This is a genomic window from Pedobacter rhizosphaerae (assembly GCF_900111155.1).
Lineage (GTDB): Bacteria > Bacteroidota > Bacteroidia > Sphingobacteriales > Sphingobacteriaceae > Pedobacter > Pedobacter rhizosphaerae.
In genome coordinates this window covers 175,148-199,164 of sequence record NZ_FOGG01000001.1, presented here as the reverse complement: position 1 = coordinate 199,164, position 24,017 = coordinate 175,148, and the positions used below count along the sequence as shown (strand labels likewise).

General features: G+C 39.9%; 28 protein-coding genes. 22 read left to right on the top strand and 6 right to left on the bottom strand.

The features are described from left to right. The first annotated feature begins 18 nt into the window (after positions 1 to 18). From lpxD to BMX11_RS24195, 9 genes are all read left to right on the top strand, one after another. Positions 19 to 1,095, top strand: a complete 1,077-nt coding sequence (lpxD, locus tag BMX11_RS00855; protein ID WP_090879907.1) for a UDP-3-O-(3-hydroxymyristoyl)glucosamine N-acyltransferase — start codon at positions 19 to 21, stop codon at positions 1,093 to 1,095. Beyond that, positions 1,085 to 2,497 (top strand): bifunctional UDP-3-O-[3-hydroxymyristoyl] N-acetylglucosamine deacetylase/3-hydroxyacyl-ACP dehydratase, encoded by a 1,413-nt coding sequence (locus BMX11_RS00850; protein ID WP_090879904.1) that lies wholly within the window; start codon positions 1,085 to 1,087, stop codon positions 2,495 to 2,497. Before lpxD ends, BMX11_RS00850 begins: the two co-directional genes overlap by 11 nt. Beyond that, complete coding sequence (gene lpxA / locus BMX11_RS00845) at positions 2,497 to 3,282, top strand: acyl-ACP--UDP-N-acetylglucosamine O-acyltransferase (RefSeq protein ID WP_010599175.1); 786 nt, start codon at positions 2,497 to 2,499, stop codon at positions 3,280 to 3,282. Before BMX11_RS00850 ends, lpxA begins: the two co-directional genes overlap by 1 nt. A 35-nt stretch (positions 3,283 to 3,317) precedes the next feature. Then, entirely contained in the window at positions 3,318 to 3,773 is a 456-nt protein-coding gene (locus tag BMX11_RS00840; RefSeq protein ID WP_090879902.1) for a GNAT family N-acetyltransferase, read from the top strand. An 18-nt stretch (positions 3,774 to 3,791) separates the two neighbouring features. Then, positions 3,792 to 4,406, top strand: coding sequence for an ABC transporter ATP-binding protein (locus BMX11_RS00835; RefSeq protein ID WP_090879899.1), 615 nt, complete (start codon positions 3,792 to 3,794; stop codon positions 4,404 to 4,406). Positions 4,407 to 4,810: 404 nt separating this feature from the next. Beyond that, complete coding sequence (gene efp, locus BMX11_RS00830; protein ID WP_090879896.1) at positions 4,811 to 5,371, top strand: elongation factor P; 561 nt, start codon at positions 4,811 to 4,813, stop codon at positions 5,369 to 5,371. A 1,101-nt stretch (positions 5,372 to 6,472) separates the two neighbouring features. Further along, positions 6,473 to 7,033, top strand: a complete 561-nt coding sequence (efp, locus tag BMX11_RS00820; protein ID WP_090879891.1) for an elongation factor P — start codon at positions 6,473 to 6,475, stop codon at positions 7,031 to 7,033. A gap of 181 nt (positions 7,034 to 7,214) precedes the next feature. Further along, on the top strand, positions 7,215 to 7,778 hold the full coding sequence (locus BMX11_RS00815; RefSeq protein ID WP_090879887.1) for a 5-formyltetrahydrofolate cyclo-ligase: 564 nt from the start codon (positions 7,215 to 7,217) through the stop codon (positions 7,776 to 7,778). Positions 7,779 to 7,784: 6 nt separating this feature from the next. Further along, a complete protein-coding gene (locus BMX11_RS24195; RefSeq protein ID WP_175474436.1) occupies positions 7,785 to 7,943 on the top strand; it encodes a hypothetical protein in 159 nt (52 codons plus the stop codon). A gap of 10 nt (positions 7,944 to 7,953) precedes the next feature. On the opposite strand, the gene BMX11_RS00810 is transcribed toward BMX11_RS24195, so the two are convergent. The 3 genes from BMX11_RS00810 to BMX11_RS00800 form a co-directional block, all read right to left on the bottom strand. Beyond that, the gene (locus tag BMX11_RS00810) at positions 7,954 to 8,940 is read right to left on the bottom strand and encodes a formimidoylglutamase (protein ID WP_090879884.1); all 987 of its coding nucleotides are present in this window, start codon (positions 8,938 to 8,940) and stop codon (positions 7,954 to 7,956) included. Between the two features lie 287 nt (positions 8,941 to 9,227). After that, entirely contained in the window at positions 9,228 to 9,995 is a 768-nt protein-coding gene (locus BMX11_RS00805) for an exodeoxyribonuclease III (protein WP_090879880.1), read from the bottom strand. Positions 9,996 to 10,007: 12 nt separating this feature from the next. Further along, the gene (locus BMX11_RS00800; protein WP_090879878.1) at positions 10,008 to 10,736 is read right to left on the bottom strand and encodes a peptidylprolyl isomerase; all 729 of its coding nucleotides are present in this window, start codon (positions 10,734 to 10,736) and stop codon (positions 10,008 to 10,010) included. A gap of 93 nt (positions 10,737 to 10,829) precedes the next feature. Between BMX11_RS00800 and BMX11_RS00795 the strand changes: the two genes are divergently transcribed. The 8 genes from BMX11_RS00795 (at position 10,830) to BMX11_RS00760 (ending at position 16,148) form a co-directional block, all read left to right on the top strand. Next, positions 10,830 to 11,231 carry an HYC_CC_PP family protein gene (locus BMX11_RS00795; protein ID WP_090879875.1) on the top strand — a complete coding sequence of 134 codons (402 nt, stop codon included), beginning with the start codon at positions 10,830 to 10,832 and terminating at the stop codon, positions 11,229 to 11,231. Positions 11,232 to 11,339: 108 nt separating this feature from the next. After that, a complete protein-coding gene (locus tag BMX11_RS00790; protein ID WP_090879872.1) occupies positions 11,340 to 11,876 on the top strand; it encodes a heavy-metal-associated domain-containing protein in 537 nt (178 codons plus the stop codon). 2 nt (positions 11,877 to 11,878) lie between these two features. Further along, positions 11,879 to 12,691, top strand: coding sequence for a hypothetical protein (locus BMX11_RS00785; protein WP_090879869.1), 813 nt, complete (start codon positions 11,879 to 11,881; stop codon positions 12,689 to 12,691). A 6-nt stretch (positions 12,692 to 12,697) separates the two neighbouring features. Next, positions 12,698 to 13,195 carry a DUF3347 domain-containing protein gene (locus BMX11_RS00780; protein ID WP_090879866.1) on the top strand — a complete coding sequence of 166 codons (498 nt, stop codon included), beginning with the start codon at positions 12,698 to 12,700 and terminating at the stop codon, positions 13,193 to 13,195. After that, positions 13,195 to 13,755, top strand: a complete 561-nt coding sequence (locus BMX11_RS00775) for a helix-turn-helix domain-containing protein (RefSeq protein ID WP_090879863.1) — start codon at positions 13,195 to 13,197, stop codon at positions 13,753 to 13,755. Before BMX11_RS00780 ends, BMX11_RS00775 begins: the two co-directional genes overlap by 1 nt. 101 nt (positions 13,756 to 13,856) lie before the next feature. Next, positions 13,857 to 14,450, top strand: coding sequence for a YceI family protein (locus BMX11_RS00770; protein ID WP_090879860.1), 594 nt, complete (start codon positions 13,857 to 13,859; stop codon positions 14,448 to 14,450). Positions 14,451 to 14,563: 113 nt separating this feature from the next. Next, positions 14,564 to 15,331 carry a 4,5-DOPA-extradiol-dioxygenase gene (ygiD, locus tag BMX11_RS00765; RefSeq protein ID WP_449421132.1) on the top strand — a complete coding sequence of 256 codons (768 nt, stop codon included), beginning with the start codon at positions 14,564 to 14,566 and terminating at the stop codon, positions 15,329 to 15,331. A 97-nt stretch (positions 15,332 to 15,428) separates the two neighbouring features. Further along, entirely contained in the window at positions 15,429 to 16,148 is a 720-nt protein-coding gene (locus BMX11_RS00760) for a heavy-metal-associated domain-containing protein (protein ID WP_090879854.1), read from the top strand. On the opposite strand, the gene BMX11_RS00755 is transcribed toward BMX11_RS00760, so the two are convergent. Genes BMX11_RS00755 through BMX11_RS00745 form a run of 3 tightly spaced genes read right to left on the bottom strand, consistent with a single transcriptional unit; the run spans position 16,149 to position 18,580 of the window. Then, positions 16,149 to 16,625, bottom strand: a complete 477-nt coding sequence (locus BMX11_RS00755; protein WP_090879851.1) for a DUF6265 family protein — start codon at positions 16,623 to 16,625, stop codon at positions 16,149 to 16,151. Next, the gene (locus tag BMX11_RS00750) at positions 16,612 to 17,145 is read right to left on the bottom strand and encodes a YfiT family bacillithiol transferase (RefSeq protein WP_090879848.1); all 534 of its coding nucleotides are present in this window, start codon (positions 17,143 to 17,145) and stop codon (positions 16,612 to 16,614) included. The genes BMX11_RS00755 and BMX11_RS00750 overlap by 14 nt, the downstream gene beginning before the upstream one ends. 37 nt (positions 17,146 to 17,182) lie before the next feature. Beyond that, positions 17,183 to 18,580, bottom strand: a complete 1,398-nt coding sequence (locus tag BMX11_RS00745) for an aldehyde dehydrogenase family protein (protein ID WP_090879845.1) — start codon at positions 18,578 to 18,580, stop codon at positions 17,183 to 17,185. 103 nt (positions 18,581 to 18,683) lie between these two features. Between BMX11_RS00745 and BMX11_RS00740 the strand changes: the two genes are divergently transcribed. The 5 genes from BMX11_RS00740 (at position 18,684) to BMX11_RS00720 (ending at position 23,927) form a co-directional block, all read left to right on the top strand. After that, positions 18,684 to 19,874: a hypothetical protein gene (locus BMX11_RS00740; protein WP_090879842.1), complete on the top strand. Its 1,191-nt coding sequence runs from the start codon at positions 18,684 to 18,686 to the stop codon at positions 19,872 to 19,874. 152 nt (positions 19,875 to 20,026) lie between these two features. After that, positions 20,027 to 22,408, top strand: coding sequence for a S9 family peptidase (locus BMX11_RS00735; RefSeq protein ID WP_175474435.1), 2,382 nt, complete (start codon positions 20,027 to 20,029; stop codon positions 22,406 to 22,408). A 315-nt stretch (positions 22,409 to 22,723) separates the two neighbouring features. Then, complete coding sequence (locus BMX11_RS00730) at positions 22,724 to 23,356, top strand: peroxiredoxin (protein WP_090879839.1); 633 nt, start codon at positions 22,724 to 22,726, stop codon at positions 23,354 to 23,356. Between the two features lie 14 nt (positions 23,357 to 23,370). After that, a complete protein-coding gene (locus BMX11_RS00725) occupies positions 23,371 to 23,679 on the top strand; it encodes a thioredoxin family protein (RefSeq protein ID WP_090879835.1) in 309 nt (102 codons plus the stop codon). Continuing rightward, a complete protein-coding gene (locus BMX11_RS00720; RefSeq protein ID WP_090879832.1) occupies positions 23,679 to 23,927 on the top strand; it encodes a DUF6952 family protein in 249 nt (82 codons plus the stop codon). The genes BMX11_RS00725 and BMX11_RS00720 overlap by 1 nt, the downstream gene beginning before the upstream one ends. Positions 23,928 to 24,017 lie beyond the last annotated feature (90 nt).

Below are 24,017 nucleotides of genomic sequence, written 5' to 3'. Positions count from 1 at the left end.
AACATATACCTTTGTACGATGCAATTTACTGCCAAGCAGATAAGCGAGTTTTTAAACGGTACCATTGATGGCGACCCTGATGTTGCTGTTACAGAACTTTCTAAGATAGAAGACGGAAAAAAGGGTTCTTTATCCTTCTTGTCGAACCCCAAGTATGAAAACTTTTTGTATTCTACTCAGGCTTCGGCTGTTATTGTATCTAAGGATTTTGCCCCAACTCAAAAATTTACCAGCACATTAATTCGTGTTGAAAACCCATACAGTGCATTTACCATTCTGTTGGATAAGTATAACGAAGCAGTAAATGCTCAGGATAGCCAATCTGGTGTTGATAAACTGGCCTACGTACATCCTACCGCACAAATAGGTAAAAATGTATTTATTGATGCTTTCGCTTATGTAGCCGAAAATGTTATTATTGGCGACAACAGTAAAATCAATACGCAAACCTATATAGGGGCCAACAGTAAAATTGGAGAAAATTGTGTGTTTTTTCCTGGAGTGAAAATTTATCACAATTCACAAATTGGCAATAAGGTAATTATTCATGCCAATACCGTAATTGGTAGTGACGGCTTTGGGTTTGCACCACAAAAAGATGGAACCTACAATAAAATCCCTCAAATAGGTAATGTTATTATAGAGGATGATGTTGAAATTGGGGCCAACACCACTGTCGACCGCGCCACAATGGGTTCTACCATTATCAAAAAAGGCGCAAAAATGGATAATCTTATCCAGGTTGCACACAATGTTGAAATTGGAGAAAACACCGTTTTAGCCGCTCAATCAGGCATTTCCGGAAGTACCAAAGTGGGGCCAAATAGCGTTATAGGTGGACAAGTAGGCATTGCCGGGCATTTAAGCTTAGCTAAAGGAACACAGATAGGTGCCCAGGCCGGAATAAACTTCAATATCACCGAAGAAGACAAACAATGGCATGGCAGCCCTGCACAGCCATTACGCAACTGGATGCGTGCCTCCGTTATCTTTAAGCACCTTCCTGATGTAGAAAAAAGAATAAATGCGCTCGAACAAGAATTGAAAAGGCTCACATCTGAACTGGAAAAGAATACAATACACAATGAACGTTAGACAAAAAACGATTAAAAGAGAAATCTCTGCATCTGGAGTAGGCTTACACACAGGTGCAAATGTTACCCTTACCTTTTGCCCCGCACCAGAAAATCACGGCTTTAAGTTTCAACGTACCGATTTAGAAGGTATGCCGATTATTGATGCCGATGCGGATAATGTTACTGATACCTCCAGGGGTACTACCATTACTCAAAATGGCGCGAGCGTAAGCACGGTAGAACACGTTATGGCTTCTTTGATCGGAATGGATCTGGATAACGTTTTAATACAACTTGATGGACCTGAAACGCCAATTATGGACGGCAGCTCTATCCAGTTTATAGATCTTTTGGAAGAAGCTGGAGCGGAAGAGCAAAATGCAGACAGGGAGTACTTCACTATCCCTCATAACATTACTTATACGGAAGCAGACAGAAAAGTAGAAATCGTAGCCATGCCTTTGGACGATTATCGCTTTACCTGCATGATTGATTATAACTCTCCGGTTTTGGGAAGCCAACACGCCGGAATTAATACCATTGCAGAATTCAAAAAAGAGATTGCTTCTTGCCGTACCTTCTGCTTTTTACATGAATTAGAATATCAGTTATCGCACAACCTGATTAAGGGCGGCGATTTAAACAATGCGATCGTAATTGTTGATAAAGAAGTAACTAAAGATGAGCTGAACCATTTGGCCAAGCTATTTAACCGTAAGGATATTGATGTTGCTCCTCAGGGAATTTTAAACAACATGGAGCTTCGCTACCAAAATGAACCTGCCCGACATAAACTATTGGATATGATTGGCGATTTGGCTTTGGTAGGCATGCACTTAAAAGGACATATCATGGCCGCTCGTCCGGGTCACGCGGCAAACGTAGCTTTTGCTAAAAAAATTAAAGCTGCTATCAAAAAAGAAAAAAACAAGAAAGTGCAAAAGGTTTACGATCCGAGTGCAAAGCCAATTATGGATGTGGTACAGATTATGGAGATTTTACCCCACCGCCAACCCTTCTTATTTGTAGATAAAATTCTTGAACTCTCTAAAAACCATGTTGTTGGCGTTAAAAACGTAACCATGAACGAAGAGTTCTTCAAGGGCCATTTTCCTGGGGCACCAGTTTTTCCTGGTGTGATTCAGATTGAAGCCATGGCTCAAGTTGGTGGGATTTTGGTGCTTTGTACCGTTCCGGATCCGCAAAACTATTTAACCTATTTCTTAAAAATAGATAACGTACGCTTTAGGGCCCAGGTTTTACCGGGCGATACCATTGTTTTCCGCTGCGACCTGCTCGAGCCAATCAGAAGAGGCATTGCCCAAATGAAAGGCGTTGGTATGGTGGGCGAAAAAATCGTCGTAGAAGCAGAAATGATGGCCCAGATCTCTAAAGTTAAACAACCCGAAACCGCTCAATAATGATACAACCATTAGCATATATACATCCTCAGGCAAAAATTGCCGAAAACGTAGTTATCGAACCTTTTGTAGTGATACATAAAGATGTGGTAATTGGCGAGGGAACCTGGATTGGATCCAATGTAACCATCATGGATGGAGCAAGAATTGGTAAAAACTGTCGCATATTTCCTGGAGCGGTAATTTCTGGAGAACCTCAGGATCTTAAGTTTGCAGGGGAAGTAACTACTGCTGAAATTGGCGACAATACAACCATCCGCGAATGCGTAACCATTAACCGTGGAACAAAAGACAAATGGAAAACCGTTATTGGCAGTAACTGCTTAATTCAGGCTTATTCGCACATTGCTCACGATTGCGAAGTAGGTAATAACTGTATTTTTTCTAACAGTACTACACTTGCCGGGCACATCACTATTGGAAACAACGTGGTACTGGCTGGCTTAGTGGCCATTCACCAGTTTGTAAAGGTGGGTTCTTATGCTTTTGTGACCGGTGGTTCATTGGTACGTAAAGATGTTCCTCCTTATGTAAAGGCAGCGCGCGAACCGCTTTCTTATGCAGGAATCAACTCTGTTGGGTTACGTAGAAGAGGTTTTACCAACGAACAAATTGACGAGATACAGGAAATTTACCGGGTGCTTTTCGTTAAACACAATAACGTAACCAAAGCACTAGATATGATCGAAGCTGAATTTAAACCAACGGAAATCCGTGATGAAATTGTAGATTTCATCCGCAATTCAAACCGCGGGGTGATGAAGGGCTTCGGGATGGGTAGCTAACCTGTCTCCAACAGTATCATAAATCTTAAATACATATGAGTACGCTAACGCTGATCAGAACAAATTCAGACAATGCCGATTTTAGAACATTGGTAACCTTGCTGGATAAAGATTTAGCGGTTAGAGATGGTGACGACCACTCCTTTTACGCCCAATTTAATAAGATTGATGCCATAAAAGAGGTGGTCGTTGCTTATCAAAATGATATTCCGGTTGGGTGTGGCGCAATAAAACCCTTTGCAGATCAATCTGTGGAAGCGAAAAGAATGTTTGTGCACCCGGATTACAGAAAACAAGGCATTGCCGCACAGATATTGGGCGAACTGGAAACATGGGCTAAGGTACTCGGCCATTCCCAATGCGTGCTCGAAACCGGCAAGAAACAACCCGAAGCCATAGCGCTCTATCAAAAATCAGGTTATAAAATAACACCCAATTATGGCCAATACGTTGGTGTTGATAACAGCGTATGCATGGCTAAAGAATTATAATACCCAGATTGCAACAAAATGAGGATTAGCTTAGCAGAGGTCGGCAGGAGATTCAATAAAGAATGGATATTCAGAAACATCAGTACCGAATTTGTTTCTGGCAACAGCTATGCTATATTAGGCCCCAATGGATCTGGAAAATCAACCTTAATCAGCATATTAACCGGGAACCTCTCGCCTTCTGAGGGAAAAATTAAGTTTTTCCAGGACCAGGAAATTGAAGTAGAACAGATATACAAACACATTAGCCTGGCTGCACCTTACCTCGAACTGGTAGAAACATTTACGCTTAGAGAAATTATCGACTTTCACTTTAAGTTTAAACCATTTACGGCTGGTCTCAATGCGAAAGAACTCATTTCCATTTTAGGTTTGGAGAAATCTGCAAACAAAGAAATTAAGTACTTTTCTTCTGGTATGAAGCAGCGAACGAAGCTTGCATTGGCCTGTTGCTCCTCTACTCCAATCTTATTTTTAGATGAACCTACCAGCAATTTAGACGTTCAAGGGATTGATTGGTACCGCGAGCTGATAGAGAAATTCGCCAAAAACAAGCTGACAATTATTGGGTCTAACCAGATACATGAGTATGACTTTTGCACCATCCAACTCCAAATAGCTGATTTTAAATAAATTACAACGACAAAATTCTACCAAAAACACCATCTTTTGTCATCCTATTGTATTAAAAATTATTTTTTAAATAATTATTTTGCAATTAAAATATTCTTCTTACCTTTGCGGCACGAAAAAGGGGAACAAAATTTAATATTTTTCTCTTTAAAGAATGATTAAAATTCTACTGCGGTAGAAACAATATATACCCGAAAGGGAAAAGATTTTTTTCATAGTTTAGTTTGAGGTTTAGGTTGATTATGCCTTCGGAGTGGTTCCCGAAGGCATTTCTTTTTTAATATCCTTTTATAACCCGAACACCCCCACAAACCCCGATATTCACCATTAGCGCCAGATAAATCTTTTAAAAATAGTTTTTAACTTTGTGCCCTTAATTAGCAAAACGAAATAGAAGATAAAACATGGCAAAAGCATCAGAAGTGAAAACAGGAAATGTTCTTCGTTTTAACGGAGATTTGGTGAGCGTGGAAGAATTTTTACACCGTACCCCTGGAAACTTACGGGCCTTTTATCAGGCCAAAATGAGAAACGTTAAAACAGGTAAACTGGTCGAGTACCGTTTCCGTACCGATGAAGAGGTGACTATATGCCGTGTAGAAACCAGCGACTATCAATACCTCTACGAGGATGGCGATTTCTTAGTGGTAATGGATAACAACACCTTCGAGCAATATAATATCCCTAAACTACTCTTTGGCCCATCTATCAAGTTCTTAAAGGAAGGCATGAATGTCGTAATTGCATTCGAAAGCGAGGAGCCTATTATGGCGCAAACACCAAATACAGTTGAACTGGAAATTACTTACACCGAACCTGCAGTGAAGGGCGATACTTCAACCAGTGCACTAAAATATGCTACGGTAGAAACCGGCGTAGAAATTAGAGTACCCATGTTTGTTAATCAGGGAGACAAAGTTAAAGTGGATACCCGAACCGGTGATTACATTGAGCGCGTAAAATAACATTTATCATCATAACGAAAGCCTTCCAACAACACTGGGAGGCTTTTTTTTATTTTACCCCCTAAGTCTCCTTAGAAAACCAAAATTAACACGGCTTCCTTATTTACATAACAAAGAAGCGAACCTCGCCCCGGCAACTCCTCTACTTTTTAATGCTGGTCCGTGAGCCACGGACCAGGGGTTTGAAGCACCATCAATACTATTAACTTAAGGAGAAAACTAAAATGGATTGTCATCCTGAGGAATAATTTATTTCAAACAAATCAATATAAGGGACATTTTTTTACCCTGCTAGACAGTCTTTCCCCGGCTCGCCGCCGCCGAAGACACTTTCATATCCTAAAACCGCATCAAGATTCCCTCCTGCGAGGGAATGACGACCACCGAGGGTTATGCGCCATGCTAACTGCCGTTAATAAAGCACTATCAATGCCAAGTACGACCCCGGCCTAGCAGCATTTCGCAGGATAGGACAGTCGAATGCTTGCAGTTTCAAAGGGGTCCCCACTGTTCAAGGGAATAAGCAGCGAGGGCTGGCCTAAAGTGCAAAGGTCTAAGCCTCTTATTACCGCTAATGGCATTCGGATGCTTCTAGCCAAGAAAGGATGCAAGCCTTGGCTTTATTCATTAGTACACATTGTTTTCAATGGCATTCATGAGCTCGCTAAGGCTCGGTTTGGGTACCTTTTTGCCAAGAAAAAGGTACGAGCCCTTCCGGCGGCGAGGAAAAGAGAAATTATTAAGTTGTAGCGAAACGCTACGACTAGAAAATATGGGAACATATATCGAACTAAACATCTTACTAATAAGTAGTTACAAAATAACGTCAATAGTAGTAGCCTGTCGAAGGACAATCCATTTTAGTTTTCAACTTATTAAGAATGTCTTCGACAAGCTCAGACAGCATTTAGCTTAACTTAATAGCATTGGAGACGCTTTAAATAGAAAGGAAGTCACCCCCCTCACACATAGCTGGTCCGTGGGCCACGGACCACGGGGCACAATACGCAACCAAATTGGTCGTGCATTTTTATTAAAATAATTTTACCTTTGCCAAACCCAAAATAGGCGAGATAACCAAAAGCCGTTTTGATTATAATTATGGCAAAAGCATCAGATGTAAAAAACGGAAATATCTTACGCCTAAACGGCGAATTAGTAACCGTAGAAGAATTTATCCACCGTACTCCAGGTAAAGGAGGCGCATTTTATGTTGGCAAACTTCGCAACATTAAAACAGGCAAAATTGTAGAGGCGCGTATGAATACCGACGAGCAAGTAGAAATCTGCCGCGTAGAAACTAATGATTACCAATATCTTTATGAAGATGGTGATTATTTAGTGGTGATGGATAACGTTACCTACGAGCAAATTAATGTAGAAAAAGCTTTGTTCGGACCAGCAATCAGATTCCTGAAAGAAGGAATGAGCGTAATTGTATCTGTAGAAAGTGAAGAACCTATTATGGCTCAGCTCCCTAACTTTACCGAGTTAGAAGTGACTTATTCTGAACCAGCAGTTAAAGCAGATACCGCTACCAACGCACAAAAAAGTGCAACATTGGAAAACGGCGTAGAGATTAAAGTACCTATGTTTGTTAACGTAGGCGATAAACTTAAAATTGATACCCGTACAGGTGAGTACGTAGAACGTGTAAAATAATAACATTTAGTATTTAGGATCGAATGAGTAAGCTGGAAACCCCAATCTCTCATTCCTAATTCTATCATTCAATAATTAAAAGAAAAGCCTTTGACTTAAACCCAAAGGCTTTTCTTTTAACCAAAATTACTCAAACAAGGCGAAGCATCGCTTGTTATAACTGAACAAGAAAATTAACGCCATGCTTAAAAATCAGATCAGGAAAGTTTCCTCAGAACAAAGGGATTCATTAACCGAAGAGCAATACCAGTTGTACAACGACGGATTGCTCCGTCAGTTTACGCTATTGGGCTTTAATGGTGTTAAAACGGTACACGTTTTCCTACCTATAACCGAAAAGAAAGAACCCAATACCTTTTTATTTATTGAGTGGCTTGAGCAAAATCATCCAGAAATAAAAATTATTGTACCTAAAGCCGATTTTGAAACGGCCTTGCTTACCCACCACGAATATTTGGGTGATCAGGACCTGAAGAAAAGCATTTACAATATCCTGGAGCCGGAAAAGGGTAAAATCCACGATGGTGAAATAGATATGGTTTTAGTACCCTTACTCGCTTTCGACCAGCAAGGATACCGTGTAGGTTACGGAAAAGGCTTTTACGATCGCTTTTTGGAACCCTTGAAAAATGCTCAAAAAATAGGTGTATCTTTGTTCCCTGCAATTGATAAAATAGACGATATTAATGCAAACGACGTCCGTTTAGATCTTTGCCTAACACCAACTAATACAATAGCTTTTTAAGAAATCATGGAAAAAGAAATCGTTATCAAAACAGAGAAACAATACGAAGAAAACATGGTTGCCCTTTTTGAGCTTCAAGAAAAAGAAGAACTTACTGAGGCCGACAAAAAGCAGATCGCCCTGATGCTAAAAGCGGGCGAAAAGTATGAGGACGAGCATCTTTAGTGCTTAAAGCTTATTGCGTTTTAACAAAATCACTAATCAAATAGGATATTAGTTTCGAAGTTAACCTACTCACTCTCCCATCCAACATTCTGGTTGCTCCTTCGCTAATATGCATGTAGGCGAATTTATTTTCTGTGGTCATGATCAATTTCCGGATATCATTTGCCGCAAACCCCGAGGGTGTTTCTGCGCTTGAAAGTACATTTTGAATGCTGTCTAAATCGATCTCCAAACCAATAGTTGTTCGGTCTTTCCAGGCCCCCCAAAAGTTTTCATTTTCCGATCCAGCCAAAATATCTTCAAAAAAAGCTGCGTGCAGGTGTTCATCACGATCAATACGCGACAGGATAGCTTCATTGTTGTAATTCTGATGCAGGCCATACATAAAGTAGTGGTCTAAATAACCACCGCTTAAAGCATAGGTAAATCCGTTTCCACTGTGTCTACCCTCCTGCTCACGCAAATCTGCATGGGCATCAACATTAAAAACATCAATAGCTTTCTTCAGGGCTAATGAAGTGCCTTTTATGATTGGAAAAGAGTTATTATGACCTCCTCCTATAACGATTGGAACTTTCCCTGCAGCCACAATCTTTTGAATCACAGGGTAAACCAAGGCATCTATTTGAGCAACCTTATTTCTGAGTTCCGTTAAATCATCGGCCAAGGGCTCATTAATTTCGAAATGCCCCAATATCATTATTTCCGCTCCGGTTAAAAAGCGATTACTCTGAATATTCAAAAAGGCCGTCAAACTTGTCTTCCAGGCTGATGAAGCCCCCGCAATGCCACCGTTGGCCCTAACACCAATATCTTCTGGAATGCCTAAGAGCACAAATTTTGCAGAAGAAAGCGTTAACTTCTCTAATGCCATTGGTAGCGAATCGTTTTCACTAACCGCACACAACGCTACCTTCTCGCCCAACTTAACCTCACCTTCCCGGCGAAGAATTAATTGGTCGATGTCTTTTTGTGCATATATCTTAAAGCTATCCATTTAAACTTTATGTTTATCTTTTTTCTAATCAGGATTTACAATAACCCTCCCTTATGGCTGCAAAAGCAGTGCCCAATTAAAACGAGGAGCAAGGGATTAATGTTACAATTTGCCTGTTTTTATTCTGTTCGGTTTTATTGTGGCAGGCAAAATTCAGGGATAATTGTCCTTTTTTTCACCATTAAGGAAGGTAAGAAAACCCTGTCTGCACCCAGACCTTTAACCATTCGCCTTAAACCATTTCATCATTCATGTGTGCTTTCAGTTGGGCCTTCACCCCTCTTTCATCAAACCAACTCCAGCAACACCGGACAATGATCTGAATGTACGGCATCAGGGAGAATTTTCACATTTTTTAACCTTGCTTCCATGGGATGCGTAGCCAGGTGGTAATCAATACGCCAACCTAAGTTTTTCCCTCTTGATCCTGCTCTAAAACTCCACCAGGTATAGTGGTGTGGGTCTTTATTGAAATAACGAAAGGTATCTATAAAACCATTATCCAGAAACAATTGCATCCATTCTCTTTCCTCTGGCAAAAAACCTGAAGAGTTTGCATTAGATTTCGGATTATGAATATCTATAGCAGTATGGCAAATATTATAATCACCACTCACAATAAGATTGGGAAATTCTTTCCTCAGATTGCCTATATATACATCGAAGAAACTCATAAAGGCATACTTTTTTGCCTGTCGTTCTTCACCACTGGATCCCGAGGGCATATATAGGCTCATTAAGGAAAAATCGTTGAAATCTGCCCGGAGAATCCGGCCTTCCCGATCAATCCACTCTTCACCGCAGCCATATTCAACGTGGTTGGGTTTAATTCGGGTTAATATAGCCACACCACTGTATCCCTTTTTCTCTGCAGGAAACCAATAGTGATGATACCCCAATTGCTCTATCAGGGCAATAATTTCTGGGATTTGAACAGGTAAAGCTTTTACCTCCTGAAGGCAAACCATATCGGCATTGGTTGCCTGTAGCCATCCGAAAAAATTCTTTGTACTCGCCGAACGGATCCCGTTCACATTATAAGAAATGATTTTCATTTTAGACCTCTTCTAAGATTTCATAATCAACTTCTCCTTAAATGACTGCTGCAGGAGTCGTTTTTCCAGCTTTCGAACTTCACGTTTCTTTAAAATGGTAATTTCCATGCTCACATCCGTTTTCGGTCTGTCATTCTTATTGGTTTCTACTACTGATACGAGATCTACCAGTGCCAAACCCTCTACAATTTCTCCATAAACAGTATAATTTCGATCCAGGTGAGGTGTTCCACCAATGGTAGTGTAAACCTTCCGTTGCCAATCTGGGATTTTAAACTTCAATCTTTTCGCCTCCAGGCTATTCAACTGCTCATCGGTAAAAACCTTCCCTTTTACTAAATAAAACTGACTACCACTGGATGCCTTGGCCGGGTTTACCATATCCCCTTCCCGCGCCGCAGCCAATACCCCTTTCTTGTGGAACAGGCTATCATTAAATTCGGCTGGGATGGTATATTTTGGACCGCCTTCACCCAATAGGGAATCGGGCTTAGCATTTTTAGAATCAGGATCCCCCCCCTGAATCATAAAATCCTTAATTACCCTGTGAAAAAGGGTTCCATTATAATAGCCTTCCTTGGTTAGTTTTAGAAAATTATCTCTGTGGAGCGGTGTTTCGTTATAAAGCCTAACAATGCATTCGCCTAAGGCTGTTTTGATGCGCACATACTGATATTTTGGCTTTGCAGCAAAGGCATTCAGCACAGAAAAAGTGCAGATGAATAGAATTAATTTCTTCATTTGATTGTGTTTGAGGCTAAATTAAGCTAAAAAATGAAATTCATTAAATAAATGACACTGTAATTCCACATATTTTGCTTTACCTTTGTATAAATGAAACTGAGACAAAAAATAGCCCTTTATTTGGCCGTATTCTATGCGGTTAGTGTAATGGGTTTGGCCCTGAGTTTTCATTTCTGTGGCGGAAAATTAGCCAACGTTAAACTTTTCAGCAATGAAGTTTCCTGCAAATTCTGTAAAGAAATTCCTGCCGAAAAGAAAGATGATGGCTGCTGCAAAAACACCCATCTTACGGTAAAAGTTAAAGACAGCCACCAAATTGAGGCTAAAACTGAGCTTCCTAAACTCTTTTCTATTCAGGTTTTCATTCATCCGCCTGTTTTAGATTTCGTAAAGGGAATTACGCCCCGGTTTTTCAGCAAAATTACCAATAAGGCCCCGCCCTTATCGTCACGCATCCCCCTTCACATTTTCAATTGTATTTTTAGGAATTAGGATTTTAAATCTCCCTATGCTCGACTTTGTTCAGCATTCAGTTTTGCCTGCAGTTATTGGAAGTTCAATACCTGAGAGGCTCAATTTTTAATTCTAATCTAAAAAATCATGAAAACTTTAAAAATATTCAGCATTCTAATGCTTTTCTTCGCCGTTAGTGTATCGGCTCAAAAAATTACCACGGCAGATTTACAAGTAACAGGTTTAACTTGTTCTATGTGTTCAAATGCTACTCAAAAATCGCTGCAAACCTTAGATTTCATCAGCTCAATTAAACCTGATCTAAACAAAAACGTCTTTATTTTAACATTCAAACAGGATAAAGACATCAATCTGGATCTGGTACGTAAAAAAGTTCAGGATGCAGGTTTTTCTGTTGGTGGCTTAACCGCAAACTTCAATTTTGATCAGGTTAAAGTAGATGACAAAGGTCAGGCAGTTGTTGATGGCACAGTTTACCGCTTTGTAAATGCAAAAAATAAAACGCTTAACGGAACGGTAAAAGCAAGTGTAGTAGATAAAGATTTCATTTCAGGGTCTTCATTTAAAAAACAATCAGCTTCCATTAAATCTGATGCTTATGCCAATGGTACCGGAGTAGTAAATGGCAAGAAAACCCGTATTTATCATTTAGTTATTTCTTAATCATGAAGCGGATTATCGTATTGGCATTGATCAGCATCAGTGCTTTTACTAAAGGTTTTGCGCAAGAACTTTACGTTTTTACCGAACCCGCCAGCAATATGCCAACCAAATCTATCGGGGTAAGAATTACCAATGAAGGGATGTTTAACAACCCTGATTTTGTAAGCCGAACTATTCCTGAGGTCATGTTTGGTTTTAACAAAAACCTCATGATGCATGCTCAGGCTTTTCTCTCAGATATGGATGGTAAGTACCGCTTAGAGGGCGGAAGTTTGTATGCCAAATACCGGTTTCTTTCGTTAGATGAGGCTCAAAGTCATTTCAGAGCAGCTGCTTTCGGAAGAATCAGCACCAGTAAGCGCCCAACCTATACGCGTGATATCAATTTAGAAGGCGATAATAGCGGAGTACAAGGAGGTGTAATCTTCACCCAGTTATTACACAAACTGGCCCTTTCGAGCACATTGGGCTATGCGCACGCCTTTGAAAATATAGACAGACAACAAGTGGGTATGCCTCAGCCGCGCAATATGTTTTCTTACAGCCTATCTTCAGGATATCTGGTTTTACCTGTGGTTTACAAAGATTACAACCAGCCCAATTTTAACGTTTACATGGAATTACTGGGAAAAACTGATCCGAGTAGTGGGCAGTCTTATTTAGATATTGCTCCGGCTATACAAATGATTATCAACAGCACCACCCGGATCGATTTAGGTTACCGTTTTCAGGCAGCTGGAAATATGGATGGCCGTTACACTAAAAACATGTATCTGCTGAGGACAGAATTTAATTTCTTTAACGCATTAAAATAAATCAAAATGAAAAAAATATTAATGATTGTAGCCCTAATCGCTACTACACAAATCACATTTGCACAAAATAAAGCTAAGGTTGCATTGAATGATGTACTATCTGCTTATTACGATGTAAAAAATGCCTTAGCAACAGATAAAAATGAGGAAGCTGCTGAAAAAATTAAGGTTTTCCAGGCCAAGGTTGATGCTGTTCCACATGAAACATTACCTTCGGCACAGCATACTTTGTGGATGGAGCAGTCTAAAATCATGAAGAGCAAAGCCAAAGAAATTGCAGCTTCAACAGACATCAAATCGCAAAGAAAATCTTTCGAAGGAATTTCTTATGCCATGATTAAAACTTTAAAAGCGACTAAATTTAATCAGGGTACGGTATATGTTCAACATTGCCCAATGGCCAAAGCCAGCTGGTTAAATGAAAAAGAAAACGTAGAAAACCCATATTATGGAAGCATGATGTTCGATTGCGGCGAAGTTGCTGAAACGATAAAAGGAAAATAATGAATCTGCATATTAAAAATATGGTATGCAACCGTTGTAAAATGGTGGTTAAAGCGGAGTTAGAAAAACTCGGCTTTAACCCTGTTTCGGTTACGCTCGGTGAAGTGTACCTGAATCAGGATCTTTCTGCGGCCGACAAAGAAAAGATAACGGCATCACTTCAGCCATTTGGCTTTGAATTATTAGCAGATAGAAAAACCCATCTGGCCGAGCAAATAAAAACAGCGATCATTAATGTGGTACATTATGCAATAGAGCCCCTAAAAATAAATTTATCGCTGTATTTAAGCGATCTGTTGAAGTTAGAATATGCCAATTTAAGTGCGGTTTTCTCTGAAGTAGAAGGCCAAACCATTGAAAAATATTTTATTGCCCAAAAAATAGAGAAGGCTAAAGAAATGCTCACCTACGGAGAACTTACCTTAAGTGAAATTGCCTATCAGCTTAATTACAGCAGCGTTGCGCATCTATCGGCGCAATTTAAGAAGGTAATGGGTATTACGCCCTCAGCCTATAAAACGACAGCTAAGGATAGTCGCAAAACACTTGATGAAATCTAGCCATAGAAGGCCGTAAATGAGTTGCAGGCTTTTCTTATCATACATCAAGCCTTTAAAAACATATCCCGCCTAACTTTGTATCAATTAAAAAACCAATTGATATGAAAAAGTTATTTTTATTCTTGATTGCTACCGCTGTAAGCGTAGCCTCATTCGCCCAAACGACCTGGAAAATCGACCCGATGCATTCTTTCGTGAATTTCTCTGTCAAGCATATGGGGATCTCATTTGTAGATGGCTCTTTCAAAAAATTCGATGGAACGGTAGCAGCTTCCAAGCCCGACCTTACAGATGCTAAAATCAGCTTTACTGTTGACGTAAATAGTATTACTACAGGAGTTGAAATGCGCGATAATCATTTAAAAACAGATGACTTTTTCAATGCTGCGAGCTATCCTGAGATGAAGTTCGAAAGCACGTCTTTTAAGAAAGTTGCTACTAAAACAGCAGGCAAAGTTACCAATAATTACATCCTCACAGGAAAACTAACCATTCGCGACGTTACGAAAGAAGTAAAGTTCAATGTCGTTTATGGCGGAACGGCTAAAGATCAGCAAGGAAATACCAAAGCTGGCTTCGGTGCAACGACAACCATTAACCGCTTAGATTACCATATAAAATATGATCCTACAGGTGCTGGAGTAGCAAAAGATGTAGCCATCAGGTTAAACCTGGAGTTTGTTCAGGCAAAATAATTTTACCATCCTCATTTCGGATTCAACAATCGAAATGAGGATAACTCGAAAAATACATGTCAACATTATCTCAATTCAGACATTTTACTCAGCATCTGCCCAAAACGGATTTAATGCCCACTATTTTTATTGGCCATGGATCGCCTATGAATGGCATAGAGCACAATGAGTTTAGTCAGAGCTGGGCAGATCTCGCCAAAAGCATTCCCGTTCCGAAAGCGGTCCTTGTGGTTTCTGCGCATTGGTATACCCATGGAACCTTTATTACAGCGATGGATTTCCCGAGTACAATACATGATTTCGGAGGTTTTCCTCAGGCATTATTTGACGTTCAATATCCTGCCCCGGGAGCTCCTGCCCTTGCGGCAGAAATCCCAACAATGGTTCATTCTACAGCTGTAGGATTAGATCACGATTGGGGCCTGGATCACGGCACCTGGACTATTGTTAGGCATATGTACCCCGAAGCCAATATCCCTGTGTTGCAATTGAGCATTGATTACACCCAATCGCCCGAAAGGCATTACGAGATTGCGAAAGAAATTTATGCTTTGCGTAAAAAGGGTGTGCTGGTACTTGGCAGCGGCAATATGGTTCACAATTTAAGAATGCTGAGCTGGGAAATGATCAATGGTGGTGGGTATGACTGGGCGATGGAAATGAACAATAGATTTAAAAATCTCATCGCCAACGGAGATCACCAATCCTTAATCAATTATCGTAATTTAGGCAAGGAGGCATTACTGGCCATCCCTACGCCAGAACATTACCTGCCATTAATTTATACCCTCGGAATGAAAGGCGACCAGGAAGAGATCTCATTTTTCAATGATAAAGCGGTTGGAGGTTCATTAACCATGACCTCTGTTTTAGTGAGTTAATCTGAAGAATGCCCTTTCTTTAAATTCTATAAAACTTTAAAGTTATTGTGTAAACATTTAGGTATAATAACCTGTAATTTTGAATAAAAAATTTAAGATGACACATACCTATCAACTCACTGGGATGACCTGTGGTGGTTGCGAAAATAAAGTTAAAAACAACCTCCTTATTTTGCCGGAAGTAACGGCTGTAGAAGTTTCTAAAGACACACAATCTGCCACCATTAGTATGGACAAGCACATCGGCTTAGATACGCTACAACAGGCCTTAGGTGGCAAGGACAGTAAATACCAGATTTCTGCCGAAAGCCATAGTGAAATCCTGGAAGAAACGCGGTCCTGGGCAGAAACCTATAAGCCAATTTTACTCATCTTCGGCTATGTATCAGTTCTAGCTTTACTGTTGTCCTGGGACGGAAACACCATCAGCCTCATGGCATTTATGCGGACTTTTATGGCCGGCTTTTTCCTTACCTTCTCCTTTTTCAAAATGCTTAACCTGAAGGCTTTTGCAGAAAGTTATGCCATGTATGATATTGTTGCGAAAAAATTTAGTGCCTGGGGTTACATCTACGCTTTTGTAGAACTGGGTTTAGGCCTATCCTTTGCCTTAAACCTTTCTCCTACGGTGGTGAATTGGGTTACTTTGATTGTAATGACCATAAGCATTTTGGGTGTACTGGAAAGTGTAATCAACAAGAAAAAGATTCAATGTGCCTGTTTGGGCGCAGTTTTTAACCTACCAATGAGTACGGTAACGATTGTTGAAGATGCAATCATGATATTGATGAGCGCAGGAATGCTCTTATTGATGTAATTATTTACGAGAATACTGAAATATAGATTTACGTTTTTGACCCTTTCTCATGCCCTCAATCCAGGCCATTAACTGTTTTTTGCCTTTATTTTGATAGACAATTTGCTGAGGAAAATCGTGAGCAGGATTATCGAAAACGTAAGTCTTATTCTCAATCGAAACCAATTTAAAACAAACTTCTTTTCCTTCGTTCTGCCCAGTTACGGTAGAGCAATAAAAAATAGCTTCATCAACCTTTTTGATCACTAAGCTTTCTGTAAGTGTGCTGTCTCCTTTTTCATTAATCTGAAAACTCTTCCCGCTTAAACTTTGATCCTGTTGGCGAACCCATTGTTCTACAATTTTCCCCTTTTTGGTGGGCATTTCCCAGGTTCCGATCATAAAATCGAACATTTTTAATGGACTTTTCTGTGCAAATGCAGCCGGGCAACTAACCAGCACCATAAAAATAATTGTCAGGTAATTAATCTTTTTCATTGTCTATTGTATTAACAATGTGTGCCAAATGATGCTTGCCATGCCAGGCGTAAGAACCCAGCATATAGGCTAAGGTGAGTTCCTGGTTCAGTGCCGGGTGAATATATCGCCTTTGGTAGTCTTCCGGCTTAAGTGTGCTTAAAAAAATAACCCATCGGTGGTGTAAACTGGTAAGCAAATCGACAGACATTTTAATGTTGCCCAGTTTAGCTTCGCCCGTTTCTGCCCATAGTTGCTCTTCGTAGGGCCTGATAACAGGAATATCCTCTGTGATGGCCAACTTAAACCGGATATAAGCATTCATGTGGCTATCCGGAAGGTGATGAACGACTTGCCTTAAAGTCCAGCCTCCCGGGCGATAAGTTTGGTCGAGATCATCTCGTGTCAGTTTTTCCGTTGCCGCTTTAAGCTGAGCTGGCAATCCATCTATATCAGCAATCCAGGCTCCAATTTGCTCTTCATCAACAACCTCCGGCATAATAAATTGCCCGATAGGATATTTAAGCTGCTCTATATTCATTTGGTTAAGTTATTATTCCTGTAGTAAAAATAAACATTTACAATATTTTTTCCAGCCATTTTAATAAACCCATTTTTTGATGATAAGGAGGATAAATTAATTTGGTAAGGCCAAGCCTGGATTGAAATACAACAGCTTTTTCGTGCGAAAAACTCTTAAAACCATAAATCCCATGGCAACTTCCCATACCACTTGAACCTACCCCACCAAACGGTAAATTCGGATTGCTGATATGGATCAGCACATCATTGATACAGCTGCCGCCGGCGCTGGTTTCTCTTATTATTTTGTTTTGATTTTCAGCACTATTTGAAAAAACATAAAGCGCCAGGGGTTTGTCTCGTTTATTTATAAAATCTATGGCTTCCTGAAGGTTTTTATAGGTGATAACGGGTAAAATTGGTCCAAAGATTTCTTCCGCCATAATGGGGTTTTCTGCCTCAACAGCGGTCAATATTGTTGGGTGGATAGTTAAATTTTCAGCTGTAGTCTGCCCTCCCCATTCTAATCTCGCTCCTGCTTGCAATGCAAGGTGCAACAGTCCTTTTAATCGATCAAAGTGCTTCTGATTGATAATTTTAGCATATTCGGTGAGATTAAGCTCTCCCTGATTAAAAAACAGTTGCTCCACGGAGGCCTTAAAACTGGTCACAAATTCCTTTTCCAGCTCCTCTGCAATAAGGACATAATCTGGTGCAATACACGTTTGTCCTGCATTTACCAATTTACCCCAGGCAATTTTTCTTGCGGCATCTTTTACATCGGCACTATGATCTATGATTACAGGCGATTTACCGCCCAATTCCAACGTTACCGAACTTAGATGCTTTGCCGCAGCTTCCATTACTACTTTTCCAACAGCTGTACTTCCAGTGAAAAAAATATGATCGAACGGAAGCTTCAACAGGGCTGTAGCAATGGAGGTATCTCCTTCAAAACATGCAATTTCTTTAGGGTCAAAAGTTTGAGCAATCAATTTAGAGCATATCCCCGCCACTGCAGGGCTGAGCTCTGAAGGTTTCAACATGGCACAATTCCCTGCAGCTATAGCCGACACCAGCGGGCTCATCAGGAGTTGAAAGGGATAATTCCAGGGCGCAATAATGAGGCATACGCCTTTGGGCTCATAATAAATTTTATTCCCCGAAAAAAGATTACTTATCGTTCGGCTCACCCCTCGGGGCCGCATCCACCCTTTTAATTTTTTAATGGCATGGTCTATTTCCGAATAAATAAACAGCACTTCCGTAACCGCCGATTCAAACCTGCACTTGCGTAAATCAGATTGAAGGGCAGCAAAAATCTCTTCTTCAAAATTTTTAATGGCTTGCTTAAGCAAGTTTAGCTTGGCTATTCGTACTTCTGCATCGGTAGTTCTCAGTAAAAATTTGTTTTGTTGCTGCGCCGCAAATACGCCATTTATTTTATCATCCATGATTACAAGCCGGGTTTCTAACTAAATTTAGTTAAAATGTATTCCATTTAATTAAAAATTCATTCATTTAAAGCATATTGCAGTTAATTTTTAAAGATCACAGATGAAGAAATTGTTTTTTGTTTTCGCATTCTTAATTCCACTAATTACTCATGCCCAAACTACAAAAACAGATGTATTGGTAATAGGAAACGGTAGCGCTGCATTTGCTGCCGGTGTTCAAGGCGCTACATCAGGTGTAAATACTACGATATTAACCCAATCTGATGGTTTTAAGATAAACGATTTAAGTAAACATGATGCATCTGAAGTGATCAGGTTGTTTGAAAGAAAAGCCAAAAAATCCCTTCGGGTAAAAGGGCACGACCCCCTGCCACCAATGACTAACCAGGTTATAAATGCAGTGATCCAGAAGTGGTCAGACAGCTCTAAGTTGTTCAACGTGATTAATAATATGCCATTCTATGAAATTAGGCGCGCAGGAAATGGCTGGGAGGCAAAGCTCACTAAAGATAAAAGCATAAAAGCCAAAGTTTTGGTTTTGGCAGGAAATCCGGAAAAAGTAATTTCAGCGCTCAAGTTAACCGAGCTCAATCCAGCAAAAGCAACTCCCTTAAATTATACCGAAAATAGCTATAGAACTACTGTTGCAGGTTTAAACAATCCAACTGCAAGTTTCTTGTCCTTGTACAACCTCCTGATCCCGAATCAGGAAAACATTTTATTCATTAATGCTGATGATTTAGAAGTTGGGCAATCGGCTGGGGCAACAGCTGCTTATGCGGCCTTTTACGGTAAGAAAACAAGCGAATCTAATCTAAAGGCCGTTCAGGGAGAACTTTTAAACTATAAACTTTCACTTATGCCTTTTGATGATGTTAAGGTTGCAGATTCAAACTGGTTAGCCCTACAGAAGGTGGGTATAACGGGTATAATTAAAGCGGAAACGAATAACGGAAAGGCACTTTTTAATCCTGAAAAAGAAATTACCTATAATGAAGTTAAACAACCCATAAAAGATTATTACTATAAAGCACAAATTTGGTTTGACGATCATAAAGATGTGGCTATTAATTTAACAAACACCATATCTTTAGTTTCCTATGTGGGCAACAAATCTGTGGAAGCAACCAAGACGGAAATCCAAAAAAAATGGGGAAAATCTTATCACTTTAAATCTACCTTCGACTTGCAAAGAAATTTAAGCCGGCGGGAATTTGCGGTGATTATTAATGATTACCTGAAGCCTTTTGATTCAATCACTGTAGACAAAGCGGGCAGAGTGAATCGATAGTGTAAAGGACGTGTGGAGTCCAAAGTGGGCGATCCTGAATTTGATCTTTGCTCCTTACACGGTCTCGATACTTGGTTCTTGATACTTGACTCTTGACTCTTGATACTTCGCTCTTGATACCCGATACTAACTACTTGATACTAATAAAACCTATGAAAAAACACTTACTTTTTATTCTTCTTTGTTCCAGTCAATATACGTTTGCTCAGTTAGGGCCATTAACGGTTGAAAAAATAATGCGTGATCCAAAATGGATGGGTGTATCGCCTTCCAACTACCATTGGACCGCCGATAGCAAAACGCTTTATTTCAACTGGAATCCAGATAAAAAAGCGAAAGATGAACTGTTTAAGGTTGGCACATCCTCTACTAAGATAATTAAGGCGATCGACAAAGAAGACGAGAAAAACCCAACCCAAAACTACCTTTACAACAGCAATAAAACATTAGGCTTGTTTGAGCGGAATGGAGATATCTTTCTTCAGGATTTCAAAGGCAACAAAGAAAGGCGACTTACCAATACGCAAGAGAGAGAAACTGGAGCCATTTTCTTAACCGATGGAAGTATTGCCTATCAAAAAGAGGACAATATTTATTCCCTAAACTTAAAAACTGCCGAAACGAAACAGTTAAGCAACTTTGTAAAAGGAAAAAAGCCGGGCAAGGCCGATGTAAAAACAGGGACAGTACAAGATAACTGGCTTAAAGCAGAGCAAACAGCACTTTTTGACATCATTAAGAAAAGAAACGCAGAAGGTAAGAACAATACCAACCGAACTGGAAGAGTAAGAGCCAGTGTCGCCACCGATACTAAAAGCTTAAAAGAGATTTACACCGAGGATAAATTTTTAAGCAATGTGATTATTAGTCCAAACGGTCGTTTTATTACTTATAAACTCACCACAGCAGCCCAAAACAACCACAACACCATTGTACCAAACTATGTAACGGCTTCTGGTTATACCGAAGATATTCCGGGCAGGACCAAAGTTGGAGAAAATGAGAGTACTTCACAAAATTTCATTTTCGACATCCAACAAGATACCGTTTACACCATCCAAACCAGTACCATTACAGGAATAAAAGATTTACCTGATTATCTGAAAGATTATCCAAAGGAAAAAGAGGCGCTTCAAAAAAAGAATGAAGACCGCAATGTAAACCTCTTTGGCCCCATTTGGAATGAAAATGGCACAAAGGGAATCATGATTGCGATCAGTACCGACAACAAGGACCGTTGGATTTTGCAACTGGACGCTTTAAGCGGAAAATTCAATCTCGTAGATCGCCAAAGAGATGAAGCATGGATTGGCGGCCCTGGAGTTGGCGGCTATTATGCCGGAAACGTAGGCTGGGTTGATAATGATCACTTCTATTATCAAAGCGAGGCCACCGGATATTCGCACCTCTATGTTGCAGATGTGGCTAAAGGAGAGAAAAAGCAATTAACTTCCGGTAAATGGGAAGTACAAACCCTCAAGCTATCCAAAGACAAAAAAACATTCTATTTAACGGGCAACAAAGAGCACCCGGGTATAACCAATTTATTTAAAATCGCTTCAAATGGTGGAGAACTTATTCAAATCACCACGATGAAAGGCTTAAATGAAATCACCCTCTCGCCCGATGAAAAATGGATCGCCATTAACTATTCTTACCTCAATAAACCATGGGAGCTTTACATTCAACCCAACACGCCTAAGGCTAAGGCCGTAAAAATTACGACCTCTACCAGCAGCGAATTCAATTCTTATGCCTGGAGACAGCCCGATATGATCAGTTTCAAAAATCGGTATGGCGCGGAGGTATATGCAAGGGTATATAAATCTGAAAATCCGCATCCCAATCATCCTGCGGTAGTTTTTGTACATGGCGCAGGCTACCTTCAGAATATCCATTTCGGCTGGAGCCAATATTTTCGTGAATACATGTTTAACAACCTCCTGGCTGATAATGGCTACACGGTAATTGACATTGATTATACTGCCAGCTCTGGTTATGGACGCGATCACCGCACAGGGATATATCGCCACATGGGCGGAAAAGATTTAACAGACCAGGTAGATGGCGTAAAGGTATTGGTAGAGAAATACGGCGTTAACCCCAAGCATGTGGGTATTTACGGGGGCTCTTACGGGGGCTTCATGACCTTAATGGCCATGTTTAATGCGCCTGAAGTTTTTGAAAGTGGTGCTGCATTAAGATCGGTAACCGACTGGGCACATTATAATCATGGTTATACTTCTAATATTTTAAATGAACCGTTTAACGATCCTATTGCATACAAACAAAGTTCACCTATCTATTTTGCCGATAAGCTAAAAGGAAATTTACTTATGGCACATGGCATGGTAGATGTAAATGTTCATTTTCAGGATATTGTTCGCATTACGCAAAGGTTTATAGAACTAGGGAAAAGTAATTGGGAACTTGCGGTTTTTCCTGTAGAAGATCATGGTTTTGTAGAGCCCAGCAGCTGGACTGATGAGTACAAACGAATCTTTAAGTTGTATGAAAACACATTGAAAAAGTAAACTTGTAGTGAAGGCATGCAATCAGGCCCAAATAACCAATGCCGAATGTACAAATGAATGAATGGATGAATGAAAGAATGAATGAAGGAAGGAAGGAATGAACTAGTGAACGAATGAACTAGTGAACCAATCCTTACATCCAACACGCCATTCATTTCAACAGCACAGCAATAGAACCGCCTTATACATTTTAACAACATTATAGTTTTTAACTATATCAACATCAATAATAGTGATCAATAATTCGGTTATTTGGTTTGATTAACCCCTGCGTATGCCTTACCTTTGTGGCACAAATTAAAAGAAAAAACAATTATGGCTATAGTAGGTAAAAAATTCCCGAGTGTTAGTATTGATGCAATGTCAGACATGGGTGATGACTTGAAAATCAACGTATTTGAAGAAGCAGTTAGCAAAAACAAAAAAGTATTATTGTTCTGGTACCCTAAAGATTTCACTTTTGTTTGCCCTACAGAATTACACGCTTTTCAGGCAGCCCTTCCTGAGTTTGAGCAAAGAAATACAATTGTAATTGGTGCATCATGCGATACTAATGAAGTTCACTTCGCCTGGTTAAACACACCAAAAGATAACGGTGGTATTGAAGGGGTTACTTATCCAATTTTAGCAGATACACACAGACAATTATCTGGTATTTTAGATATTTTAGATCAGGAAGTTAACTATGACGAAGAAGGAAACGAATCTTTCTCTGGTTCAAATGTTTCTTTCAGAGCAACTTATTTAATCGACGAAACTGGTAAAGTTTTCCACGAAAGCGTAAACGATATGCCTGTAGGTAGAAACGTTAAAGAATATTTACGTTTAATCGACGCTTATGCACACGTTCAAAAACACGGTGAGGTTTGTCCTGCAAACTGGGAAGAAGGAAAAGAAGCAATGAACGCTAACAGAACTGGTGTTGCTGAATATTTAGCTGCCAACTAATAAAACAAAACGTTATGTTTTTAGAATTAACAGAAGATAATCTTCAACAATATTTAGCCGATAACAGCAAGGTAATGGTTCAGTATGCTGCATCCTGGTGCGGAAACTGCAGAATCATGAAACCGAAGTTTAAAAAATTGGCTGCAGAAAATGAAGATGTTGCTTTCTTAATTGTTGATGCTGAAAAACTTCCAAACTCACGCAAATTCGCAAACGTTGATAACTTACCAACCTTTGCCGCTTTTGAAGGTGGTGCCTTGGTAGATCAGGTTCAGACCAATAAACAAGAAGGTTTAATTGAACTTTTTAACAAGATAAAGTAATGAAAATTCCAGTTATCAGACAGTTTTTCCAAACTACAACACCCGAACAGCTTGAGGCTACCTTAGAAGTGTTAGAAGCATTTTGCGAATTCAGAGGCGTTAGTGAAACCGATGTTGATGTTGCTGGAGAAATGATTACCAATATCTGCGGAGCACTGGAAGTTCACCAATTGGTGAAAGACGGTACTCCAGAGCGTGATGCGCTTAATGCTTTCGGGCAGCGTGTTATGGGCTCAATCGATAGATAATATCATCCCGTTTTTTTATATCAAACCCCTTGCAAATTCATTTTGTAAGGGGTTTTGTGTTAAAAGGCAATATACAGGGGCTAATTTGAG